We start from the raw sequence: 16,747 nt of genomic DNA, 5'->3' as shown, positions 1-16,747 counted from the left end.
ATGTCACGCCATCACCAGCACGTCGTTGCCGATCACCCGAACTGGGTAGGTGCGAATGCTCCACTCCGGCTTGACCGCGGTGGTGCCGGTGGCAAGCTCGAAACCCCATTGGTGCCATGGGCAGAAGACGAACTCCAGGTCGCGTACCATAACCGCGTCACCAGGCGCGCTTTCATCTACGATGGTGCGGCCCCGGGCACGACCCGAACACAGCGGACCGCCTTGGTGGGGGCAGTAATTCGCGATGGCGTAGAACGCTCCGTTGACGTTGTAGACGCCCACGCCGTGGCGTCCGATCGGCACGAGCTTGTGCGCGCCGGGCGGAATCTCGTCTACTGTGGCGACCACGTGCTCGCGGCCCTGGGCGAGGCGTGGCTGGGGCCGCTTGGTGTCTTCGGTCAATTTCAGAACACCCGCGTCTGACCCTCGAGCACCGGCACCGTCTCTGGGAGGCGATAGGTCGCGATACCGTTCTTGTACATCACCGCGTCCCGGGCCGCCTTGGGCAGGTGTTTGACCAACCAGCGCGGGTCGTCGAACGTCCAGTGCGGGTAGTCCGAGGAATAGAGCAGGATCTTGTCACCCTCCATCCACTCGATCGCCCGAGTCAGTTCCGTCTTGTCTTCGGGGTAGTCCAGCGGCTGGGTGGTGAATTTGATGTGGTCCTTGACGTACTCGGAGGGCTTGCGCTTGATGTCCATCCGAGACTTGCGGGCCTCGTAGACGGCGTCCATGCGCCACATCAGCGGCAAGATCCAGGTGAATGCGTGCTCGACAAAAACGATCCGCAGCGTCGGAAAGCGGTCGAAGACGCCGTCGAAGATCAGGCTCATCACCTGGTTGGCGGCCAGCAACGAGTAGGTGACCATGAAGTCGTGGTTGTAGCTCGGGAAGCCCACCGGCGGTGTCGGCAGCATCTCATAATTGCTTCGCGACAGGTGACAGCTCACGGTGATGTCGTGCTTGGTCGCCGCCGCCCAAATGGGGTCGTACACGGGGTGACCCCATGACGGCCGTGGCTCGGCTTTGATCAGCACCTGCGCCATGTAGGGGTGCCCGGCCCACTCCTCGATCTCGCGGGCCGCTCCCACGGGGTCCTCAACAGCGGCACACACCGAACCGCGCCAGCGTTGGTGCCAATTGTTGTGGCTGTCGAGCCAGTGATTGGCTTGCCAACGATTGAGCGCGGTTGAGTACGCCTGGTGCGCCTCGGGCAAGCGTGGCGTGCGACCACCGGGCTCCAGAATCGCGATGTCGGAGCCGGCCTCCATGATCAGCTGGCGAAACGCCATGTCCGGGTCGCTGCCGGGAAACTCGCCGTCGGGCGGGAAGGTATCGACCCGCATCGCGAAGCTGTGGGCGTAGTCAGGAGCGTCGTAGTAGATCAGCTCGCCAACCTTGTGGTCTAAGAAGAACTTGCTGCGCCACGGCTCGGGGATGTACGGGGTGATCTCGCCGCGTTTGGGCACCGGATGTACATCGGAGTCGACGCAGCGCACGGCGATACGTTCGGTGGCGGGCATCCGTTCCTGCATAGAAGTCAGCGTCATGTCTCTTCGGCCTCCCTCACTTCCATTCTGCGACTAGCTCGTGGCGAGGTCGACCGAAATATCGATCCCGTAGAGGTTGGCCGCGTTACGCCAGCACAACTTTTCGCGCTGCTCGATGGACAGCGCTTTGGGCAGCTTGTGGAGGTCTCGGATGTCATAGCACTGCCAATGCGGATAGCTGGAACCGAACATCACCATGTTTTCCTTGCCGGTGAAGGCGAACCATTCATCGGCGAATTCCGCGTCGCCGGGACCGTCCAGGCCGCCCTGCACGAAATAGACGTGGCCAGGCAGGTAGTCACTGGGTATCCGCGGTGCCCAGGGTGTCTGCTCGAGGTGTGGCCGGCCGAAGGTGTCCATCCGCCAGATGAACGGCGTCACGAAATCCGCTGCGCCGTCGGCCCAGACGAACTTCAGATCTGAAAAGCGCTCGAAGACACCCTCGGCGATCATGTTCATCAGGTGGTACAGGTAGTTGAGCGCCATGAAGCTGACGTACTGCTCGTAGGTGCGGGTGTGACCGGACGGGGTGGGCGGAAATCCAATGCCTTCGCCGGACTCGATATGGACCGCGACCGGGAGGTTAGCGTGGGCCGCGGCTTCCCAAAGTGGCCAGAACTGTGGTTTGCCGTAGAGCTCCCGGGACTGTAGCGGAACGCCGATCTGAATTACCTGCGGGTGGGCGCGCCACCGTTCGATCTCGCGGAGGGCGCCGGCGATGTCATCGGGGTTGACGCGGATGGTGCCGCGGAAGCGGCCGCCGAACTCATCGTGTTCCAGCCAGCGAGACACCATCATCTCGTTGTGCGCGGCGTGCAGTGCGCTACCGAGGTGCCGGTCGGGCATGATGCCGCGCCCCATTGGGTGCAGGATCGCGACGTCTACACCACGCTTGGAAAACAACTCATGGGCAACGAGTTCCGGGTCCGAGCCCGGGTAGCGGCGGTTGGGCCCTTCGGTGGTGGGGGCGTATTCGCTGCCGGGTGCTCCGTACCAGTCCATCTCGTAGTCGGGAAAGCCACGGCTCTTGAAGGGCTCACGCAGGAAGCTGCGGAGGTCTTTGTTGGACGGAAAGAAGATATGCACGCTGGCATCGATGACAGGCGTGCGCGTTCCGTCGGCATGCTCGATCACGAAAGCCACCCTCCGGCTCGGGCATATGATAGACAACCTAACATTTTTCCTGGCCACCGATCAACGGAATTCCGGTAAGCGCTTCGATTAGTCATTTGTGCTGTTGGACATCGTCTTTTCAGCGCTGATGCAAGTCTTGTTCTTCGAGAATGATAATATCATTCTCCCAATTGGGGTGGGGTGCATTGCGCTTCCTGAGGTGACATCAGCAGCAGTCGGGCGGCCGGCTACCGCCGAATGTTCGGCTGGTGAGTGATGATCACGCCCCGAGCGCGGGCGAATTCAATTGCAGGCCGATGTCACGATCCAGCCGCCGCCGAGTCGCGTCCTGGCATCGTGTTCGGCTACTTGGCGCGAGTGGCCGATCCCACCGTGGAACCTTTCGCCGTCGTGCGCGATGGCGCCGCACCGGGTGAAGACGCTCAGCACTTGGCAGCTGGGGTGAGCGCACATTCGCATCGCGTCCCGCTCCGCCTGTGAACGGCTTCGGTGTCCCCATGTCTTGCCCGCTGCGCCGTTGTCGGCCACGGCGATTGCCCCATAAAGCGGCCTAATCGGGGGGATGGGCGGCATGGCAACGTGGGAACCCGGGTCGCTACGTGCGACCGCCTTGTGCGGATGTGGGCCAAATGGATGCGCCAGCGTGGCGATCAGTGCGACCACAACAACCACGCCGGCGGCGCCAAGGCCGATCCAACGGCGCCGCTTCGTCCACCTCTTCTGACCACTTTGCGCTTCCACGATCTCCTCCCGGTCAAGCTGCGCCCCGCAGGGTGCGGGACGGCGCGGCAAATGATCCAATATTTACAGCGACGTAACATTTGTCCCCTAATATACCGGCGTAGGCCGCCCCGTCGAGCCGCGCTAATGTCGCGCAAATGTCGTGCTGGCCGGCCGAAGGTCGATCGTGCTCGGCACGCCCGCTGCCGCCGAAGTGGAGTGGTAGCACACCGCGTTGCTCACCTTGCGCAGCGCTAGCAGGGACCGCTGGGGATCCCTCTGCTGGGCGTGGCTTCCTGGGTCGGCATTGCCTGTGGATACGGCACCCGATAGGGCGGGTTCAATGCGAATATGCCCGTCACCGCCGCGACTCCGAGTCCGCACTGCGCCAGTTGGGGCAGAACCCGCTTTGATTGGTTCACGTTGGGTTGCGAAGGATTGGGCGCGGCGACGAAGTTGAACGTTGACGTCATGTCGCCAGTAGTGCTTCTTCGCCAGGCGGACAAATTGGGTACCGGAACACCGAAGCGTGTCTCGATCAATCGCAGCTGAGAGGTGTGATCGAACACGTCATGGACCATCAGCCCGCCGCGGCTATACGGCGAAATAACCAGGCAGGGAACGCGATAACCTAACCCTATCGGCCCGCGGATGCCGCCCGAACCGCGCACCTGGTCGATATCGGAGACCGTAAGGTATTCGCCTGCCGTCCCCGCCGGTGCAGTCGGCGGCACCACGTGGTCAAAGAAGCCGCCGTTTTCGTCGTAGCTAACGATCAGCGCGGTCTTTTCCCACACCGCCGGATTGGACAGCAGAATCCGCAGCGCGTCCAAGAACGCGATCGCGCCGCCCGCGTTCGGCATTGAGGGATGTTCGGACTCGAGAATGTTCGGAATCAGCCAGGAAACCTGTGGCAATTTGTTGGCTTTGACGTCGGCCGCGAAGTCCCGAGGGTAGCGGGGTGTAACACCGAACCGAGCCAGGTCCGACCTCGGGTCTTGAGCTTCCTGAAACCAGTGCACGATTCCGCCGTAGCCGACGTAGGCGTTGACCGCGGGTCCTAATCTCTTGTCGTAGTACACCTTCCAGCTGACTCCCGCATCGCTGAGGTTCTGCGGCATCGTGCGCCAGCTAAACCGTGCCGTCGGCGGCGTAGGGGTGGTCGCTAGCAATGGGCCGCCATTGGCGCCGGCGGGATCCAGCCAGGCGCTCAGCCAATACAGTCGGTTGGGAAAGGTGGGTCCCAACACCGAGCAAAAATAGCGGTCGCAGACGGTAAAGGTGTCGGCCAACAGGAAATGAATCGGGATGTCATCTCGTGTGTGGTAACCCATCGTGAGTGGGACGTTGGGCGCCGAGCGGGTCCGCGCCTGCGCCGGCAGCCAATTGTCGTTGGCGCCGCCATTCCATGACTGGTGCAAGGTGATCCAATCATGGTCCGGGTCGTTGGCGCATGCGCCGTTGACCAAGGGGGGTCTGGTGGTGTCCAGCCGGAACGGGGCCGTGATGCCGCCCGGGTCCAGCGTCTGCGTCCGGGGGTTCCAGCCTCGTTGCTGAAACAGTGGCGTGGCGGTGTTGAACCCGTCAGTGTCCGAGAGCGTGCCGAAGTAGTGGTCAAACGACCTATTTTCCTGCATCAACAACACGATGTGCTCGATGTCGGTCAAGTGACCCGCGCACGGCCCGGCCCCGTACGCCTTTTCGATCACCGGCCCGGCCAACGACATGAGTGCCCCGGTGGTGGCGGCCGCGGTGATATTAGCCAAAAACTCCCGACGGGACATCGGGTCAACCGAGCCATTGCCCATCATCGCGCGTCCTTCTGCACTGTTGGGCAACTGTATCTTTACGACACCGACCGAACTCGCCACGCAGCGGGTGTGTCGTAAGCGAACTTTGCTGTTGCGGTACTAATTTGGCACACGCGTGGGAACCGGATCGTGCGGCGCAAACCGACACGTCGCGGATTGGGCGGTGGCCGCAATTGCGCGAGAACGCGGCCGGTTTCGGGTGCAGCGCTGATATGAAGCTGATATGAACGAGGCCTACCCGCCGGAGGGAAACCCATGAATGCAGCATGCGGTGACATCTGGGAGGTGATGTCGACCGCCCGCACGATTCGCCGCTTCACCGACCAACCGGTCGATAACACCACCCTGCGTCGGTGTCTGGAAGCCGCCACGTGGGCACCCTCGGGCGCCAACGCGCAAGGTTGGCGCTTCGTTGTGCTGCGATCGGCTGCGCAACGGGCGGTGGTAGCCGAGGCGGCGGTTCGCGCGTTAGCGGTAATCGAACCGGTCTATGGCATGAGCCGGCCCGCGACACACGACAACAGCCGGCGGGCCCGCACCTACCGTGCCACCTACGAGCTACACGATCGGGCAGGCGAATTCACGTCGGTGTTGTTCGCCCAGCAGCACTACCCGACCGCTTCCGAACTCTTGCTCGGGGGATCGATCTACCCCGCCATGCAGAACTTCCTCCTCGCCGCCCGCGCCCAGGGCCTCGGTGCCTGCATGACCAGCTGGGCTTCCTACGGAGGCGAACGGCTATTACGCCAAGCCGTCGGCGTACCCGAAGACTGGATGCTGGCTGGTCACATCGTGGTCGGATGGCCAAAAGGTCACCACGGGCCCGTACGCCGACGTCCGCTTGCCGAGGCGGCCTATCTCGACCATTGGGACCGGCCGGCCGGCGCACTATTTGGTTGAGCGCGATGCAAAGAATCGGGCGGCCTTGCGGATCGATTCTTCGACCGGCTCGGGTTTCCAGCCGAGTTCACGTTCGGCCTTGCTGTGGTCCAGCGGTGACATCAGTTCGGCCATCCGCGCTCCGACGTAGGCGAATGGCAAGTCGCGGCGTAGCAGCCGGGCCGCAAAATCGTTCAGACGCGCTGCGGCGCGCATTGCCGGCATCGGGATGGGTATATGTGGTGGGCGCTTGCCTACGGCGCGAGCCGCGATGTCGTGCACCTCCCGGCTGCTCAGGTAGCGATCGGAGACGATGTAGCGCTCGCCGACTCGACCATGTTCCGCCGCAAGAAGCATTGCACGGGCGGCATCTTCGATTCCGACCACCTCGGAAGAGAAGCCGAGATAGAACGGAAATCGTCCGTTGGCGACGCTGGCGATAAGCGAGCCATGCGGTGTTGGCGCCCAGTCGCCAGGGCCGTAGGTGGTCGAGATGCACATTGCCACCGCCGGAAAGCCCCTTTCCCGGGCGTATTTCATGACCAGATCCTCTGCGGCGACCCGGGATTGAATATAGGCGCCGCCGTCATCCCAGTTGTGCACGTCCTCTTCGGTGACGGGTCGGCGGTCATCGATAGCTAATGTTCCTGTGCTACTGGTAAATACGAATTTGCGCAGCTGCGTGGCGAGGGCGGCGTCGAGCACATGCCGCAGGCCTTCGACATTGGTGCGGAACAACGGCGTGGGGTCGCGTAACCACATCCGGGCGTCGACCACGCAGTAGTAGACGACATCGCACCCAGTCATGGCCCAACGCAACGCGGCATCGTCGAAGACATCGCCGTAACGGAGCTCAACAATGTCGGCCTGGACAAGGTCATCGATTCCTCTGGTGATGCTGGTGCGCCGCACCATGACTCGCACATCTGCGCCGGCCGCTACCAGTTGGCGCGTGACATGTGAGCCCAGGAAGCCGCTGCCGCCGATGACCAACTTCTTGGTTGGTGTCGTGGTCATCAGTGCTCAGCAGGTGGTGGCCACGAGCGCATCGGGGCCGTACTTCTGCTCGATGAGGGCCCACGGGTCGGCATACGGGCCGCGGCGCTCGAGTCGACGCTGCAGGGCCAATGCCAGCCGCATTGTCGGACGGACTACCGGGCCGAGTGCGCGCAGCAGAATGCGGCGCCGGCCCACGGCGTTCCCAAGCCAAACCAGCGTGTCAGCCCAGTCGTGCTGTTGATAGTCGAGCAAGGATTGGGATTCGGTGGTGTCGAACCATCCGGTAAATGCCCAACCGTGGTCATCCTCGGGATCGCCGGGCAGTCCGGCCGACGGGCCGAGTCGGCCGAGGCCGACGGTGGCCATGACGTCGTCCTGCAGTTCGCTCATCAGATGCAGGTAGGTGTCATTGCCGGCGATCACCAGCACCTTGCCGGCAACGGACGCTCTGCGGTCTACGGCGTTGGCGAAGGCCAGTGCGACGTCGCGGGCGTCGACCGAATGCATCCGGTTGTCGGCCGGGGTGGCCCGCATGAGCAGCAAGTAATCGGCGTCGAGTCGGGCCGACGTGTCGGGCGAGATCACCCCACCCAGTCGCAGAATGGCGTATGGCATGCTACTGGCTGAGATCACGGCTTCGGCTAAGACCTTGTCCTGGCCATACCGGTCGACCGGGTTCACCGGCGTGTGGCCGGTGATGAGATCCGGCCGCCGGTACGGGTTGCGGGAACCGTAGACGGCCGCGCTGGAAGCGAACACGAACATCGGCGGGTCGGCCAAGGACTGCGCGGCACGCACGAGGTTGTTGGTGCCGTCCACGTTTACCTTGCGGGCCAGCCGAGGATTGTGGTAGCAGGGTGGGGAAACGATTGCCGCTAGGTGCACGATCGCGCTGGGGCGGTGCCGGGTTAGCACGGCACCGACCGCCTCGGCATCGGTGAGATCGGCGAACTCCACCATCAGCGAGCCCGCGCAACAGATCTCGGCCAAGTTCGTAGCGGTGTTTGCTGAAGTGTCGTTGCGGAGGTCCATGGCGACCACGGTGTAGCCACGGTGTAAAAGGATTTCGGCGCAACGCTTACCGACCTGGCCGAAAGCACCAGAGACAAGCACGGTGGCAGAGCCCATCGATTACCGCCCCAACCCGCGAGCCAGAAAGGCCCCGGTGTTGCGCAGCCGGGGTGAAATACGCACCGAGAAGAACGGATTGAACAGATCCTCCCGGAGTCGGGTCAAGGTCGAGGATTCGATTAGCCACCCGCCGTCAAGCTTCGCGTAGGTTTCGTGATAGTGACCATGCCCGTTGAGGTTGACGCCGGGGCCCAAACGTACGACATCCGCGAGCGCCCAGATGCCGGTCGCGGTGGTCGCCGACGTCAGCGTGATCTCGGGGGTATGCACTTGGTGCACCGTGGGCTGTGACGGCTTGCCCAACGTGTTGCGCACATAGGCCACGAACTCGTCGGCGCCCGAGATCAGCCGTCCACCCGCCTGCGAGGTATCGCTGACGAAGCCGTCGGTGAACAGTTGTCGCCAGTCGTCCCACCGCTTGGTATCCAGGTAGCGGCAGTACCGGGCCTTCAGTTGTTTGATCGCCTCGATCTCCCACAGTTTCGTTGCAGTGTCCGGCATTACGGTCCCTTCGCCGCTGCATCAGCATCGCGTAGCTCTTTTGCGAGATTACTACTTCCGCATCTGAGAATGCTATTCTCGGTGGATAGCCACGACGGGAGGCGGCCCGCATGCTTTTGGAGTTCGATGCTGATCAGCGCCTGTGGCAGGACACAGTGCGCGACGTCGTCACCAAGCAGTGCCCGCCCGCACTGGTTCGGGCAGTCGCCGAGGACGGCGCCGACCCGGGGCCATTGTGGGAGCCCCTTTGGAAGGCGTATGTCGACCTCGGCTGGACCGAGCTCAATGAACCGGCCGGCGCGGTGGAGTTGGCGATCGTCCTCGAGGAGTTGGGTCATGCCACCGATCCCACCCCCTTTCTGGCGACCATGAGCCAGTTTGCGCCGCTGGCCGCCGATCGGTTCGACCCGCACCAGTCGGGCACCGCCGTCTACAGCGGGGTCACCGCGCGCCGGGGCGGCGACGCCTGGCTGCTGGACGGCACGGCACGCCATGTTCTCGACGGCGATCGGGTCGACCGTTTGGCGGTGGTGACCGACGCCGGGGTATTCGTCGTCGACGCCAGCCGGGTCTCGGCGCGCCGCGAGTCCGTCTTCGACCCAGTCCTGCACGTCGCGGACTTGTCCTTTTGTGACGTACGGCTACCCGACCGTGCCCGGGTAGCTGTTGACCGCGAGCGCGCTCGCCATGTCGCCCTGACCGGCATGGCGATCACCATGGTTGGCGCCTGTCAGCGGATCCTCGATCTGGTGCTCGACCATGTTCGCAGTCGTCATCAGTTCGGAGTGCCGATTGGCTCCTTTCAGGCCGTGCAGCACAAGGCCGCGGACATGCACGTTGCGGTGCAACGCGCCCGGGCACTGGCTTACTTTGCCGCGCTGACGATCTCCGCGGATGATCCCCGCCGGCGGCTGGCCGCCGCGATGGCAAAAGCAGCGGCGGGGGAGTGTCAGTCCCTGGTGTTTCGGCACGGGTTACAGCTATTCGGCGCAATGGGATTCACGTGGGAGAACGACCTGCAGTTCGCGCTCAAGCGGGCCAAGGCGGGTGAGCTGATGCTGGGCGGCGCCGCCGAGCATCGAGCCCAGATCGCCGAGGAGTACCGTGCAGCTGACTTTTGACCCCGAGGTCGAGGCGTTCCGTGCGGAGTTCGCGGCCTTTCTTGATGAAAACCTACCGCCCGCAAGCGAAACCGTGGAGAGACCGCGGTCAGTTTCGCACATGCCCCCCTGGGCGCGCCGCTGGCAGCGGCGGCTGTTCGACAACGGCTGGCTGTTGCCCGGCCAACCACCCGAGTTCGGCGGGCGCAACGCGACAGTGGTTCAGCAGTTTGTCCACCTTGAGGAACTGTGCCGCCGGCGGATCTACCACAGTCTGAACCCGCAAGGTGTCAACATCGTTGCGGCGTCGTTGCTGTCGTTCGGAAGTGACGAGCAGAAGCATCGTTGGGCGGTGCCGATTCTGCGCGCGGAGATTACCGCTTCGCTCGGCATGAGTGAGCCTAGCGCCGGATCCGATCTAGCGTCGTTACGTACCCGAGCGGTGCTCGACGGCGATCACTTCGTTGTCAACGGGCAAAAGGTATGGACCTCTGGCGCCCACGACGCCGACGTGCTGTTGACCTTCGTGCGCACCGATCCCGGGGCGCCAAAGCACAAGGGCATCAGCGCCTTACTGATCCCTACCGATATCGCTGGCGTGGTGCGCAGGCCCTTCCCGTCCATTTGCTCGGCCGAGGACCTGGATTTCAACGAGGTGTTCTTCACCGACGTGCGGGTGCCGGCGGAGAATCTTGTCGGTCCACTCAACCAGGGGTGGCGAGTGGCCAACGGGTCACTCGGGCATGAGCGCACCATGATGTGGCTGGGCTTTGCCGATCGTTTGGACAACCTGGTCGCCGATTTTGATCCCGTGACCGCGCTGGACCGAGATCGCTACGCCACTATGGTTTTGGACAAACAAGCGCTACGCCTGTTGGGTTCGGTGGCCCTGGCTCGCGCTGCCCGCGGCGAGGACGACACCGCCGCGATTTCGGTGCTCAAGCTGCTGGGTTCCGAGGCGGAACTGCATGCTAGCGAGCATGCCTTATCCTCGGCCGGACCCGACGGGCTCGTTCATCCCGCCTTGACTGGACCGTACGCGCCGATGAATCTGGATCACTACTTCGCCAGCTGGTTCGAACGTTATGCCCGCAGCTTTTCCGGCACCATTGCCGGCGGAACATCCGAGATTCAGCGCAACATCATTGCGCAGCGTGTGCTCGGGTTACCCCGCGGCTGAGCCCAGCTGTGATTCGTGCTCGGTTCCGCCGACGGCGTCGCAGTTCTCAATCGATGACCGCAGCGTCTTTGCGTTCGGTGACGGGTCGGGCGAGTTCTTGCTCATCGCAAATGCGTTGCAGCCTGTCGAGGGTTTCGTCGAGGCCGGCGCCAACCTTGGGACCTGGGCTGAAGGTTGCCGGTAACTTGCGCATACCCTGAATGACACCGATCGTTTCGTAGTGGACGGCGCCGTCGCGGTCGCAACGGTAGTCGGGCATCCGGTCGAGTACCGCAGCCAGCATGGATTTGAACACGGTGCGCGCCACGTTTGATCCGATGCACCGGTGTATGCCGATGCCAAAGCTAAAGTGCCGGTTACCTTTACGATCGAGGACTAGCTTCTCCGGATCGTGGAACAACGCCGGGTCGCGGTTCGCCATGGCCCACGATATCCACAGGCGCTCGCCTTCTTTGAAATGCGTTCCGTCGAGCTCGACATCGTCGGAGAAGGTCCGGCCGTCTCCGGGCGCGGGAGTAAAGTAGCGGAGAAATTCCTCGGTCGCCGGATCGAGCATGGTGTCCAGGTGCTCTCGAAGGCGTGTCCGCTGGTGGGGATTCTCCGAAAGCCATTCCAGTGCATGGGCGGTCAGTGCCGTCGTGGTGTCGAAGCCACCACCAATGACCAATCCAAGATTGCCCAGAATTTCCAAGTCGGGGGCCGGTTCGCCGTCGACTCGCATCTCGACTAGAGCATTAACCACACCGGGTCGCGGGTTGTTCCGAATCTCGATCATATTGTTGACCAGGTCCAGCCCCATTTGCCGGTGCATTTCGGTAACGCGCTGGATGTCCGGCGAATGCTCGGGAGTGTACACCGCGGCATGGGTGGGTTCGCTGTACATCTGCCAGTTCTTTAGCGGGATACCCAGGATTGCCAGCGTCAGCACTGCCGGGACGATGTTGGCCAGATCGTCGACAAAGTCGATGCTGCCCGCTTCGATCTTTTCGTCAAGGCAGGCGCGCGTTACGTCGTCAATGAAAGGCGCCCAACGTCTGACCGCGGCCGGAGACAGATAGGGGTTGAGCACCGTGCGATAGATGCGGTGTTCGGGGTCGTCCATCTCCAGGATGCCGCCCCGCACGCCGTTGATGCGGCTAGCCGTTGGGATTGAGATCCCTTTGTAGCCACGACGCTTGTTGTTGACGTCGTGATCGTTGGAGACCGCGGGGCAGCGGGCAAGCTCGAATACCTCGTGGCTACCGGCGGCTACCCAGTGCCCGCCGTAGGTGTCGCTCCACGCCACCGGACACTTGGTGTGCATCTCCGTGGTGATCGTCTCGAATTGCGACCGGTACTGCGCCGAGTGCCGGTCGAAGTGGTACCGGGTCTTCTTACGACCGCTATCGTCAACGGCGCCATCCACGCTCAAGATGCTGTCCCCTTCATGTTTCGTCGGTAATGACGATCGCCTGTTCGGGACAGGATTGAGCGGCTTCGCGAACCCGGTCCTGCCGATCAGCCGGAACGACGTCGCTCGTCGCCGACGAGCTGCCGTCGATGTCGCTTAACTGGAAAGAATGCGGAGCGATCATCGAGCACAGGGTGTGTCCCTGGCAGCGTTCGGGATCAACCCAGACCTTCACGCTGCCTCCTGGCTAGCGAGGGCGACGTGGCCTGGCGCGGGTTCTCGCACGGTTCTTTCCTCCTAGGTTCAGGTGTTTCGACCGCCGTTGACACCCAGAATTTGGCCGGTGATGTAGCCGGCTTCCTCGGACACCAGAAACGCGCATGCCGCCGCGATGTCTTCCGGCTTGCCCATCCGGCGCACCGGAGTACTAGCAATGCTCTGCTCGATGTCGCCGAGAAATCCCTGCTCGGCGGCGTGGCGCAGCATCGGGGTGTCAATGAACCCGGGAGGTACCGCGTTGACGGTGATCCCGCTGGGCCCGTACTCGAGCGCCAGCGTCTTGGTGAGTCCGTTCACCGCGGATTTTGCCGCCACATAGTGGGCCATATAGGGAGTGCCGGAATGTGTGCTTGACGATGAAATGTTCACGATCCGGCCCCAGCCGGCCGCCACCATGTCGGGCAGCACGGCTTGGGTCGTATGGAAGACCCCGTTGAGGTTGACGTCGATGACCCGGTGCCAGTCGTCGACCGTGATGTTGCTGAACCGCTTGAATCCGTCCAGGCCCGCGGCGTTGATCAAGATCGTGATTGGTCCCAGTCGGTCGCGGATTGCCGACAGTGCGGCATCAACCTGAGAACGGTCCGTCACGTCCGCGGTGTAGGCGAATTCGTTGTCGGACGGTTTGCGGTCGAGGGTGGCGACGTTGAAGCCGTCGGCCCGGAGGCGGTGCGCAACGGCAAGTCCGATGCCCGATCCACCACCGGTGACGACCGCAGTCTTCATCTCCGTAACATCCAAGCCTTCGGTCGACGGGAATCGATCCACGGGAATCGATCTCAATCATAAAGAATCGCCCTTACAATAATGAGAACCTTACTCTCGCGGTCGAGCGGCTCGCAAGCTCGCGACGAAACCGCCCAGGGCCTGGGCCAACGGACGTGTTCAGGTCGGCGCTGAGCGATTGCTTAGCTGATCAGCGAGCCAATTCGGTACATTGACTGCCTTGAACTCTCAGTGCTCGAATGTAAGATTCGCCAGAGATGAGAATGAAATTTTCGTGACTGTCGCCACAGCAGGGGGCCTGGAATGCCATCGCAGCACACCACGAACGCCGGCGCCACCGTCGTGGATGTGCGATCGGCAACTGACGATGGCGGGATCGCAATCGATTCGCACGACCACCATCGACTCTTGATCGACGGCCGGCTCGTCACCGCCGATGCTGCCTTTCCATCCATCAACCCAGCCACCGGCGCGATTCTGGGACACGCTCCCGATGCCAGCGTTGCAGACACCCAGGCCGCGGTCGCGGCGGCGAGGCGCGCCTTCGACACGGGGGAATGGTCGACTGACGTCGCGCTGCGGATCCGGTGTTTGAATCAGTTGCATCAGGCGCTGGTCGATCACGCCGAGGAATTTCGCGAGCTAACGATTGCCGAAGTGGGCGCGACTCGCGCGCTGACACAGGGCGCTCAACTCGACGAACCGATTGGCATCGTGCGCTTTTACGCCGAGTTGCTGTCCGGTTACGACTTCTCCGAAGACCTCGGCGAAAAGGAATCGCGAGGAATGCTGCATCACCGCTGGGTGGAGAAGGAAGCCGCGGGCGTGGTGGCTGCCATCATCGCCTATAACTATCCGAACCAGCTTGCGCTGGCCAAGCTGGCCCCGGCACTGGCCGCCGGCTGCACCCTCGTACTAAAGGCCGCGCCGGATACTCCCCTGGTCACGTTGGCCTTGGGTGAGCTGATCGCCAACCACACCGATATCCCGGCCGGCGTGGTCAACGTGCTCAGTTCATCGGGGCCTGCCGTGGGAGAGGCGCTGACCACCAGCCCCGATGTCGATGTCGTGACCTTCACCGGATCCACCGCGACCGGCCGGCGAATCATGGCCGCGGCAAGCGCGACGGTCAAGCGGGTGTTCTTGGAACTGGGTGGCAAGTCGGCGGTGATCATGCTCGACGACGCCGACTTTGCCGGCGCCGCCATGTTCGCCGCATTCAGCATGGTCACCCACGCAGGCCAGGGCTGTGCGCTCACGTCGCGGCTGCTGGTGCCCCGGTCGCACCACGACGAGATCGTGGAGTTGATCGCGCAGAATTTCGCCGAGGTGCGCCATGGGGACCCGGCGGACCCGAAGACCTATATGGGTCCGCTGATTAACGAACGCCAGCGTGACAAGGTCGACGGCATGGTGCAGCGGGCCGTCGCGGCCGGGGCGATTCTGGTTACCGGTGGCATGCGAATGGACCCCGGCTTTTTCTATGCGCCCACATTGCTCACCAACGTCGACCCGGACAGCGAGATCGCCCAAGACGAAGTGTTTGGGCCGGTGCTCGTGGTGATCGCGTTCGACGACGATGACGACGCCGTGCGCATCGCCAACAACTCGATCTACGGACTGGCCGGCGCCGTGTTCAGCCGTGACCAGGACCGGGCGCTGGCGGTGGCGCGGCGCATCCGCACCGGATCGTTCTCTATCAATGGCGGCAACTATTTCGGCGCCGACAGCCCGTTCGGCGGTTTCAAGCAGTCGGGTGTCGGTCGTGAGATGGGTGTCGCCGGACTGGAAGAGTTTCTGGAACGCAAGACGTTCGCCGTGCCGGCGGTCCCCGCCGAGGAGGCCCGCCCATGAAGCCCCTGGAAGGCATCCGCGTGCTGGAAGTCGCCATGTATGGGTTCGTCCCCTCGGCGGGCGCCGTATTGGTCGAGTGGGGCGCCGACGTGGTCAAGGTTGAGCACGCGGTGAACGGCGATCCCCAGCGTGGCCTCCGGCAGACCGGCATGTTGCGGGTGGAAGGGGACCCAAACCCCAACATCGAACACGCCAATCGCGGCAAGCGCAGTCTCGGGCTGGACATGTCGGTACCCGAGGGCAAAGACGTGCTGCACGAGTTGGCCCGCCGGTCCGATGTCTTTTTGACCAGTTTCCTGCCCGATGCGCGGCAAAAGTTCGGCATCGACGTCGACGACATTCGGTCGGTGAACCCGTCGATCATTTACGCCCGCGGCAGCGCGCTGGGGCCGCGTGGTGAGGAAGCGACCAAGGGCGGATACGACATGACCGCGTTCTGGTGCCGGGCAGGCACCGCCGCCACCATCACGCCGATGGGCTACTCGGGAATGATCAATCCGCCCGGGCCCGCCTACGGCGACACCATCTCCGGCACCAACCTGGCCGGTGGCATCGCGGCGGCGCTGCTCAAGCGTGAGCGCACCGGTGAACCATCCGTCGTCGATGTGTCGCTGCTCGGCAGCGGCCTTTGGTCGATGGGTCACACCGTGGCACTGACCGTGCACCTGGGACAGCGGCTGGAAGCGCCACCGCCCGGCATCCACGGTTCTCCGGTCAACCCGCTGGTGGGCGTCTACGCGACTGCGGACGGCCGGTACATCTCCCTGGTGATGATGCAGCCCGGGAAGTTCTGGGCCGATGTTTGCCGGCACATCGGCCGTCCCGAGCTGTGCGACGATCCGCGCTTCGCGACCGCCGAAAGGATCGCCGCTAACACGGCAGATGCTGTGGAGATCTTGACCAAAGTTATCGCAACACGCACGCTTGCCGAGTGGAGCGAACGCTTTGCGACGCTCGCGGGACCTTGGGCGCCGGTGCAGGACACGCTGGAAGCGGCCGACGACGCACAGGTCCGTGCCAACGAGTATGTGGTGCGCGCCGGCGAACTCGAACTCGTGGCCAACCCGGTGCAATTCGACGTCGCAGCGCCGCACACTGGACCGGCGCCGGGGTTCGCCGAGCAGACCGATGAGATCCTGCTGGAACTCGGATTCGACTGGGACCGCATCATCGAACTCAAAGCGGCCGGCGCCGTTACCTAGAACCGGAGCCCATATGACCAACGCCGCCACCGTCGCCGGCCTATCCATCGGATCGGATAACGGTTGTGCGTTTTCGGTTCCCCCTGGACGCGCGATGAGTAATAATCGCCGAACGCGGCAAGACATGGGGCTGGGTCGGGTCAGCATCGCTTGCAAGCGCCAACTCACGCAACAGAACGGAGGACTGGCGTGAGGATGGTAGCCGCTGTACACGGCGAATCGATGCGCTCTGCGGAGCGGTCGATGCTATTCGATGCTCGAATTAGTTTGGTCTGCAGCGTGTTTTGCATC

At 63.2% G+C, this 16,747-nt stretch carries 16 protein-coding genes; 5 read left to right on the top strand and 11 right to left on the bottom strand.

The window, feature by feature from the left end; genetic code table 11:
• Positions 1–3 precede the first annotated feature (3 nt).
• The 5 genes from MB901379_RS19995 to MB901379_RS19975 form a co-directional block, all read right to left on the bottom strand.
• Positions 4–402 carry a Rieske (2Fe-2S) protein gene (locus tag MB901379_RS19995; protein WP_158018189.1) on the bottom strand — a complete coding sequence of 133 codons (399 nt, stop codon included), beginning with the start codon at positions 400–402 and terminating at the stop codon, positions 4–6.
• A gap of 2 nt (positions 403–404) precedes the next feature.
• A complete protein-coding gene (locus MB901379_RS19990; RefSeq protein ID WP_158018188.1) occupies positions 405–1,550 on the bottom strand; it encodes an amidohydrolase family protein in 1,146 nt (381 codons plus the stop codon).
• Positions 1,551–1,583: 33 nt separating this feature from the next.
• Positions 1,584–2,684 (bottom strand): amidohydrolase family protein, encoded by a 1,101-nt coding sequence (locus MB901379_RS19985; protein ID WP_158018187.1) that lies wholly within the window; start codon positions 2,682–2,684, stop codon positions 1,584–1,586.
• Between the two features lie 282 nt (positions 2,685–2,966).
• Entirely contained in the window at positions 2,967–3,425 is a 459-nt protein-coding gene (locus tag MB901379_RS19980) for a DUF4189 domain-containing protein (protein ID WP_197717833.1), read from the bottom strand.
• Between the two features lie 233 nt (positions 3,426–3,658).
• On the bottom strand, positions 3,659–5,212 hold the full coding sequence (locus tag MB901379_RS19975) for a phospholipase C (protein WP_197717904.1): 1,554 nt from the start codon (positions 5,210–5,212) through the stop codon (positions 3,659–3,661).
• Between the two features lie 258 nt (positions 5,213–5,470).
• Between MB901379_RS19975 and MB901379_RS19970 the strand changes: the two genes are divergently transcribed.
• Positions 5,471–6,115 carry a nitroreductase family protein gene (locus MB901379_RS19970; protein WP_232021914.1) on the top strand — a complete coding sequence of 215 codons (645 nt, stop codon included), beginning with the start codon at positions 5,471–5,473 and terminating at the stop codon, positions 6,113–6,115.
• Here the strand turns inward: MB901379_RS19970 and MB901379_RS19965 are convergent.
• The 3 genes from MB901379_RS19965 to MB901379_RS19955 are packed head-to-tail and all read right to left on the bottom strand — an operon-like array spanning position 6,104 to position 8,725.
• Positions 6,104–7,111, bottom strand: coding sequence for an NAD-dependent epimerase/dehydratase family protein (locus MB901379_RS19965; protein WP_158018186.1), 1,008 nt, complete (start codon positions 7,109–7,111; stop codon positions 6,104–6,106). The genes MB901379_RS19970 and MB901379_RS19965 overlap by 12 nt on opposite strands.
• 6 nt (positions 7,112–7,117) lie before the next feature.
• Positions 7,118–8,221 (bottom strand): NAD-dependent epimerase/dehydratase family protein, encoded by a 1,104-nt coding sequence (locus tag MB901379_RS19960; protein WP_158018185.1) that lies wholly within the window; start codon positions 8,219–8,221, stop codon positions 7,118–7,120.
• Between the two features lie 3 nt (positions 8,222–8,224).
• The gene (locus MB901379_RS19955; RefSeq protein WP_158018184.1) at positions 8,225–8,725 is read right to left on the bottom strand and encodes a nuclear transport factor 2 family protein; all 501 of its coding nucleotides are present in this window, start codon (positions 8,723–8,725) and stop codon (positions 8,225–8,227) included.
• A gap of 110 nt (positions 8,726–8,835) precedes the next feature.
• Between MB901379_RS19955 and MB901379_RS19950 the strand changes: the two genes are divergently transcribed.
• Both MB901379_RS19950 and MB901379_RS19945 read left to right on the top strand, forming a co-directional pair.
• Positions 8,836–9,846 (top strand): acyl-CoA dehydrogenase family protein, encoded by a 1,011-nt coding sequence (locus MB901379_RS19950; RefSeq protein ID WP_158018183.1) that lies wholly within the window; start codon positions 8,836–8,838, stop codon positions 9,844–9,846.
• On the top strand, positions 9,830–11,005 hold the full coding sequence (locus MB901379_RS19945) for an acyl-CoA dehydrogenase family protein (RefSeq protein ID WP_158018182.1): 1,176 nt from the start codon (positions 9,830–9,832) through the stop codon (positions 11,003–11,005). Before MB901379_RS19950 ends, MB901379_RS19945 begins: the two co-directional genes overlap by 17 nt.
• Before the next feature lie 46 nt (positions 11,006–11,051).
• Here MB901379_RS19945 and MB901379_RS19940 read toward each other — a convergent pair whose 3' ends face one another.
• The 3 genes from MB901379_RS19940 to MB901379_RS19930 all read right to left on the bottom strand — a co-directional run bounded on the left by MB901379_RS19940 (position 11,052) and on the right by MB901379_RS19930 (position 13,400).
• Positions 11,052–12,416: a cytochrome P450 gene (locus MB901379_RS19940; protein WP_158018181.1), complete on the bottom strand. Its 1,365-nt coding sequence runs from the start codon at positions 12,414–12,416 to the stop codon at positions 11,052–11,054.
• 13 nt (positions 12,417–12,429) lie between these two features.
• Positions 12,430–12,630, bottom strand: a complete 201-nt coding sequence (locus MB901379_RS19935) for a ferredoxin (RefSeq protein WP_158018180.1) — start codon at positions 12,628–12,630, stop codon at positions 12,430–12,432.
• 68 nt (positions 12,631–12,698) lie between these two features.
• On the bottom strand, positions 12,699–13,400 hold the full coding sequence (locus MB901379_RS19930; RefSeq protein ID WP_158018179.1) for an SDR family NAD(P)-dependent oxidoreductase: 702 nt from the start codon (positions 13,398–13,400) through the stop codon (positions 12,699–12,701).
• A gap of 303 nt (positions 13,401–13,703) precedes the next feature.
• On the opposite strand from MB901379_RS19930, the gene MB901379_RS19925 reads away from it, so the two are divergent.
• Both MB901379_RS19925 and MB901379_RS19920 read left to right on the top strand, forming a co-directional pair.
• Positions 13,704–15,254: an aldehyde dehydrogenase family protein gene (locus MB901379_RS19925; protein WP_232021913.1), complete on the top strand. Its 1,551-nt coding sequence runs from the start codon at positions 13,704–13,706 to the stop codon at positions 15,252–15,254.
• Positions 15,251–16,456 carry a CaiB/BaiF CoA transferase family protein gene (locus tag MB901379_RS19920; protein ID WP_158018178.1) on the top strand — a complete coding sequence of 402 codons (1,206 nt, stop codon included), beginning with the start codon at positions 15,251–15,253 and terminating at the stop codon, positions 16,454–16,456. The genes MB901379_RS19925 and MB901379_RS19920 overlap by 4 nt, the downstream gene beginning before the upstream one ends.
• Positions 16,457–16,747 lie beyond the last annotated feature (291 nt).

It is taken from the genome of Mycobacterium basiliense, assembly GCF_900292015.1.
Lineage (GTDB): Bacteria > Actinomycetota > Actinomycetes > Mycobacteriales > Mycobacteriaceae > Mycobacterium > Mycobacterium basiliense.
The sequence above is the reverse complement of the archived record's forward strand: the minus strand, read 5'-3'. Positions and strand labels throughout refer to the sequence as shown.

Bases quoted from the DNA above. Each gene is read 5' to 3' on its own strand.
- MB901379_RS19990 (WP_158018188.1), bottom strand. From the start codon at position 1,550: ATGACGCTGACTTCTATGCAGGAACGGATGCCCGCCACCGAACGTATC.
- MB901379_RS19975 (WP_197717904.1), bottom strand. From the start codon at position 5,212: ATGGGCAATGGCTCGGTTGACCCGATGTCCCGTCGGGAGTTTTTGGCT.
- MB901379_RS19970 (WP_232021914.1), top strand. From the start codon at position 5,471: ATGAATGCAGCATGCGGTGACATCTGGGAGGTGATGTCGACCGCCCGC.
- MB901379_RS19965 (WP_158018186.1), bottom strand. From the start codon at position 7,111: ATGACCACGACACCAACCAAGAAGTTGGTCATCGGCGGCAGCGGCTTC.
- MB901379_RS19960 (WP_158018185.1), bottom strand. From the start codon at position 8,221: ATGGGCTCTGCCACCGTGCTTGTCTCTGGTGCTTTCGGCCAGGTCGGT.
- MB901379_RS19955 (WP_158018184.1), bottom strand. From the start codon at position 8,725: ATGCCGGACACTGCAACGAAACTGTGGGAGATCGAGGCGATCAAACAA.
- MB901379_RS19950 (WP_158018183.1), top strand. From the start codon at position 8,836: ATGCTTTTGGAGTTCGATGCTGATCAGCGCCTGTGGCAGGACACAGTG.
- MB901379_RS19930 (WP_158018179.1), bottom strand. From the start codon at position 13,400: ATGAAGACTGCGGTCGTCACCGGTGGTGGATCGGGCATCGGACTTGCC.
- MB901379_RS19925 (WP_232021913.1), top strand. From the start codon at position 13,704: ATGCCATCGCAGCACACCACGAACGCCGGCGCCACCGTCGTGGATGTG.
- MB901379_RS19920 (WP_158018178.1), top strand. From the start codon at position 15,251: ATGAAGCCCCTGGAAGGCATCCGCGTGCTGGAAGTCGCCATGTATGGG.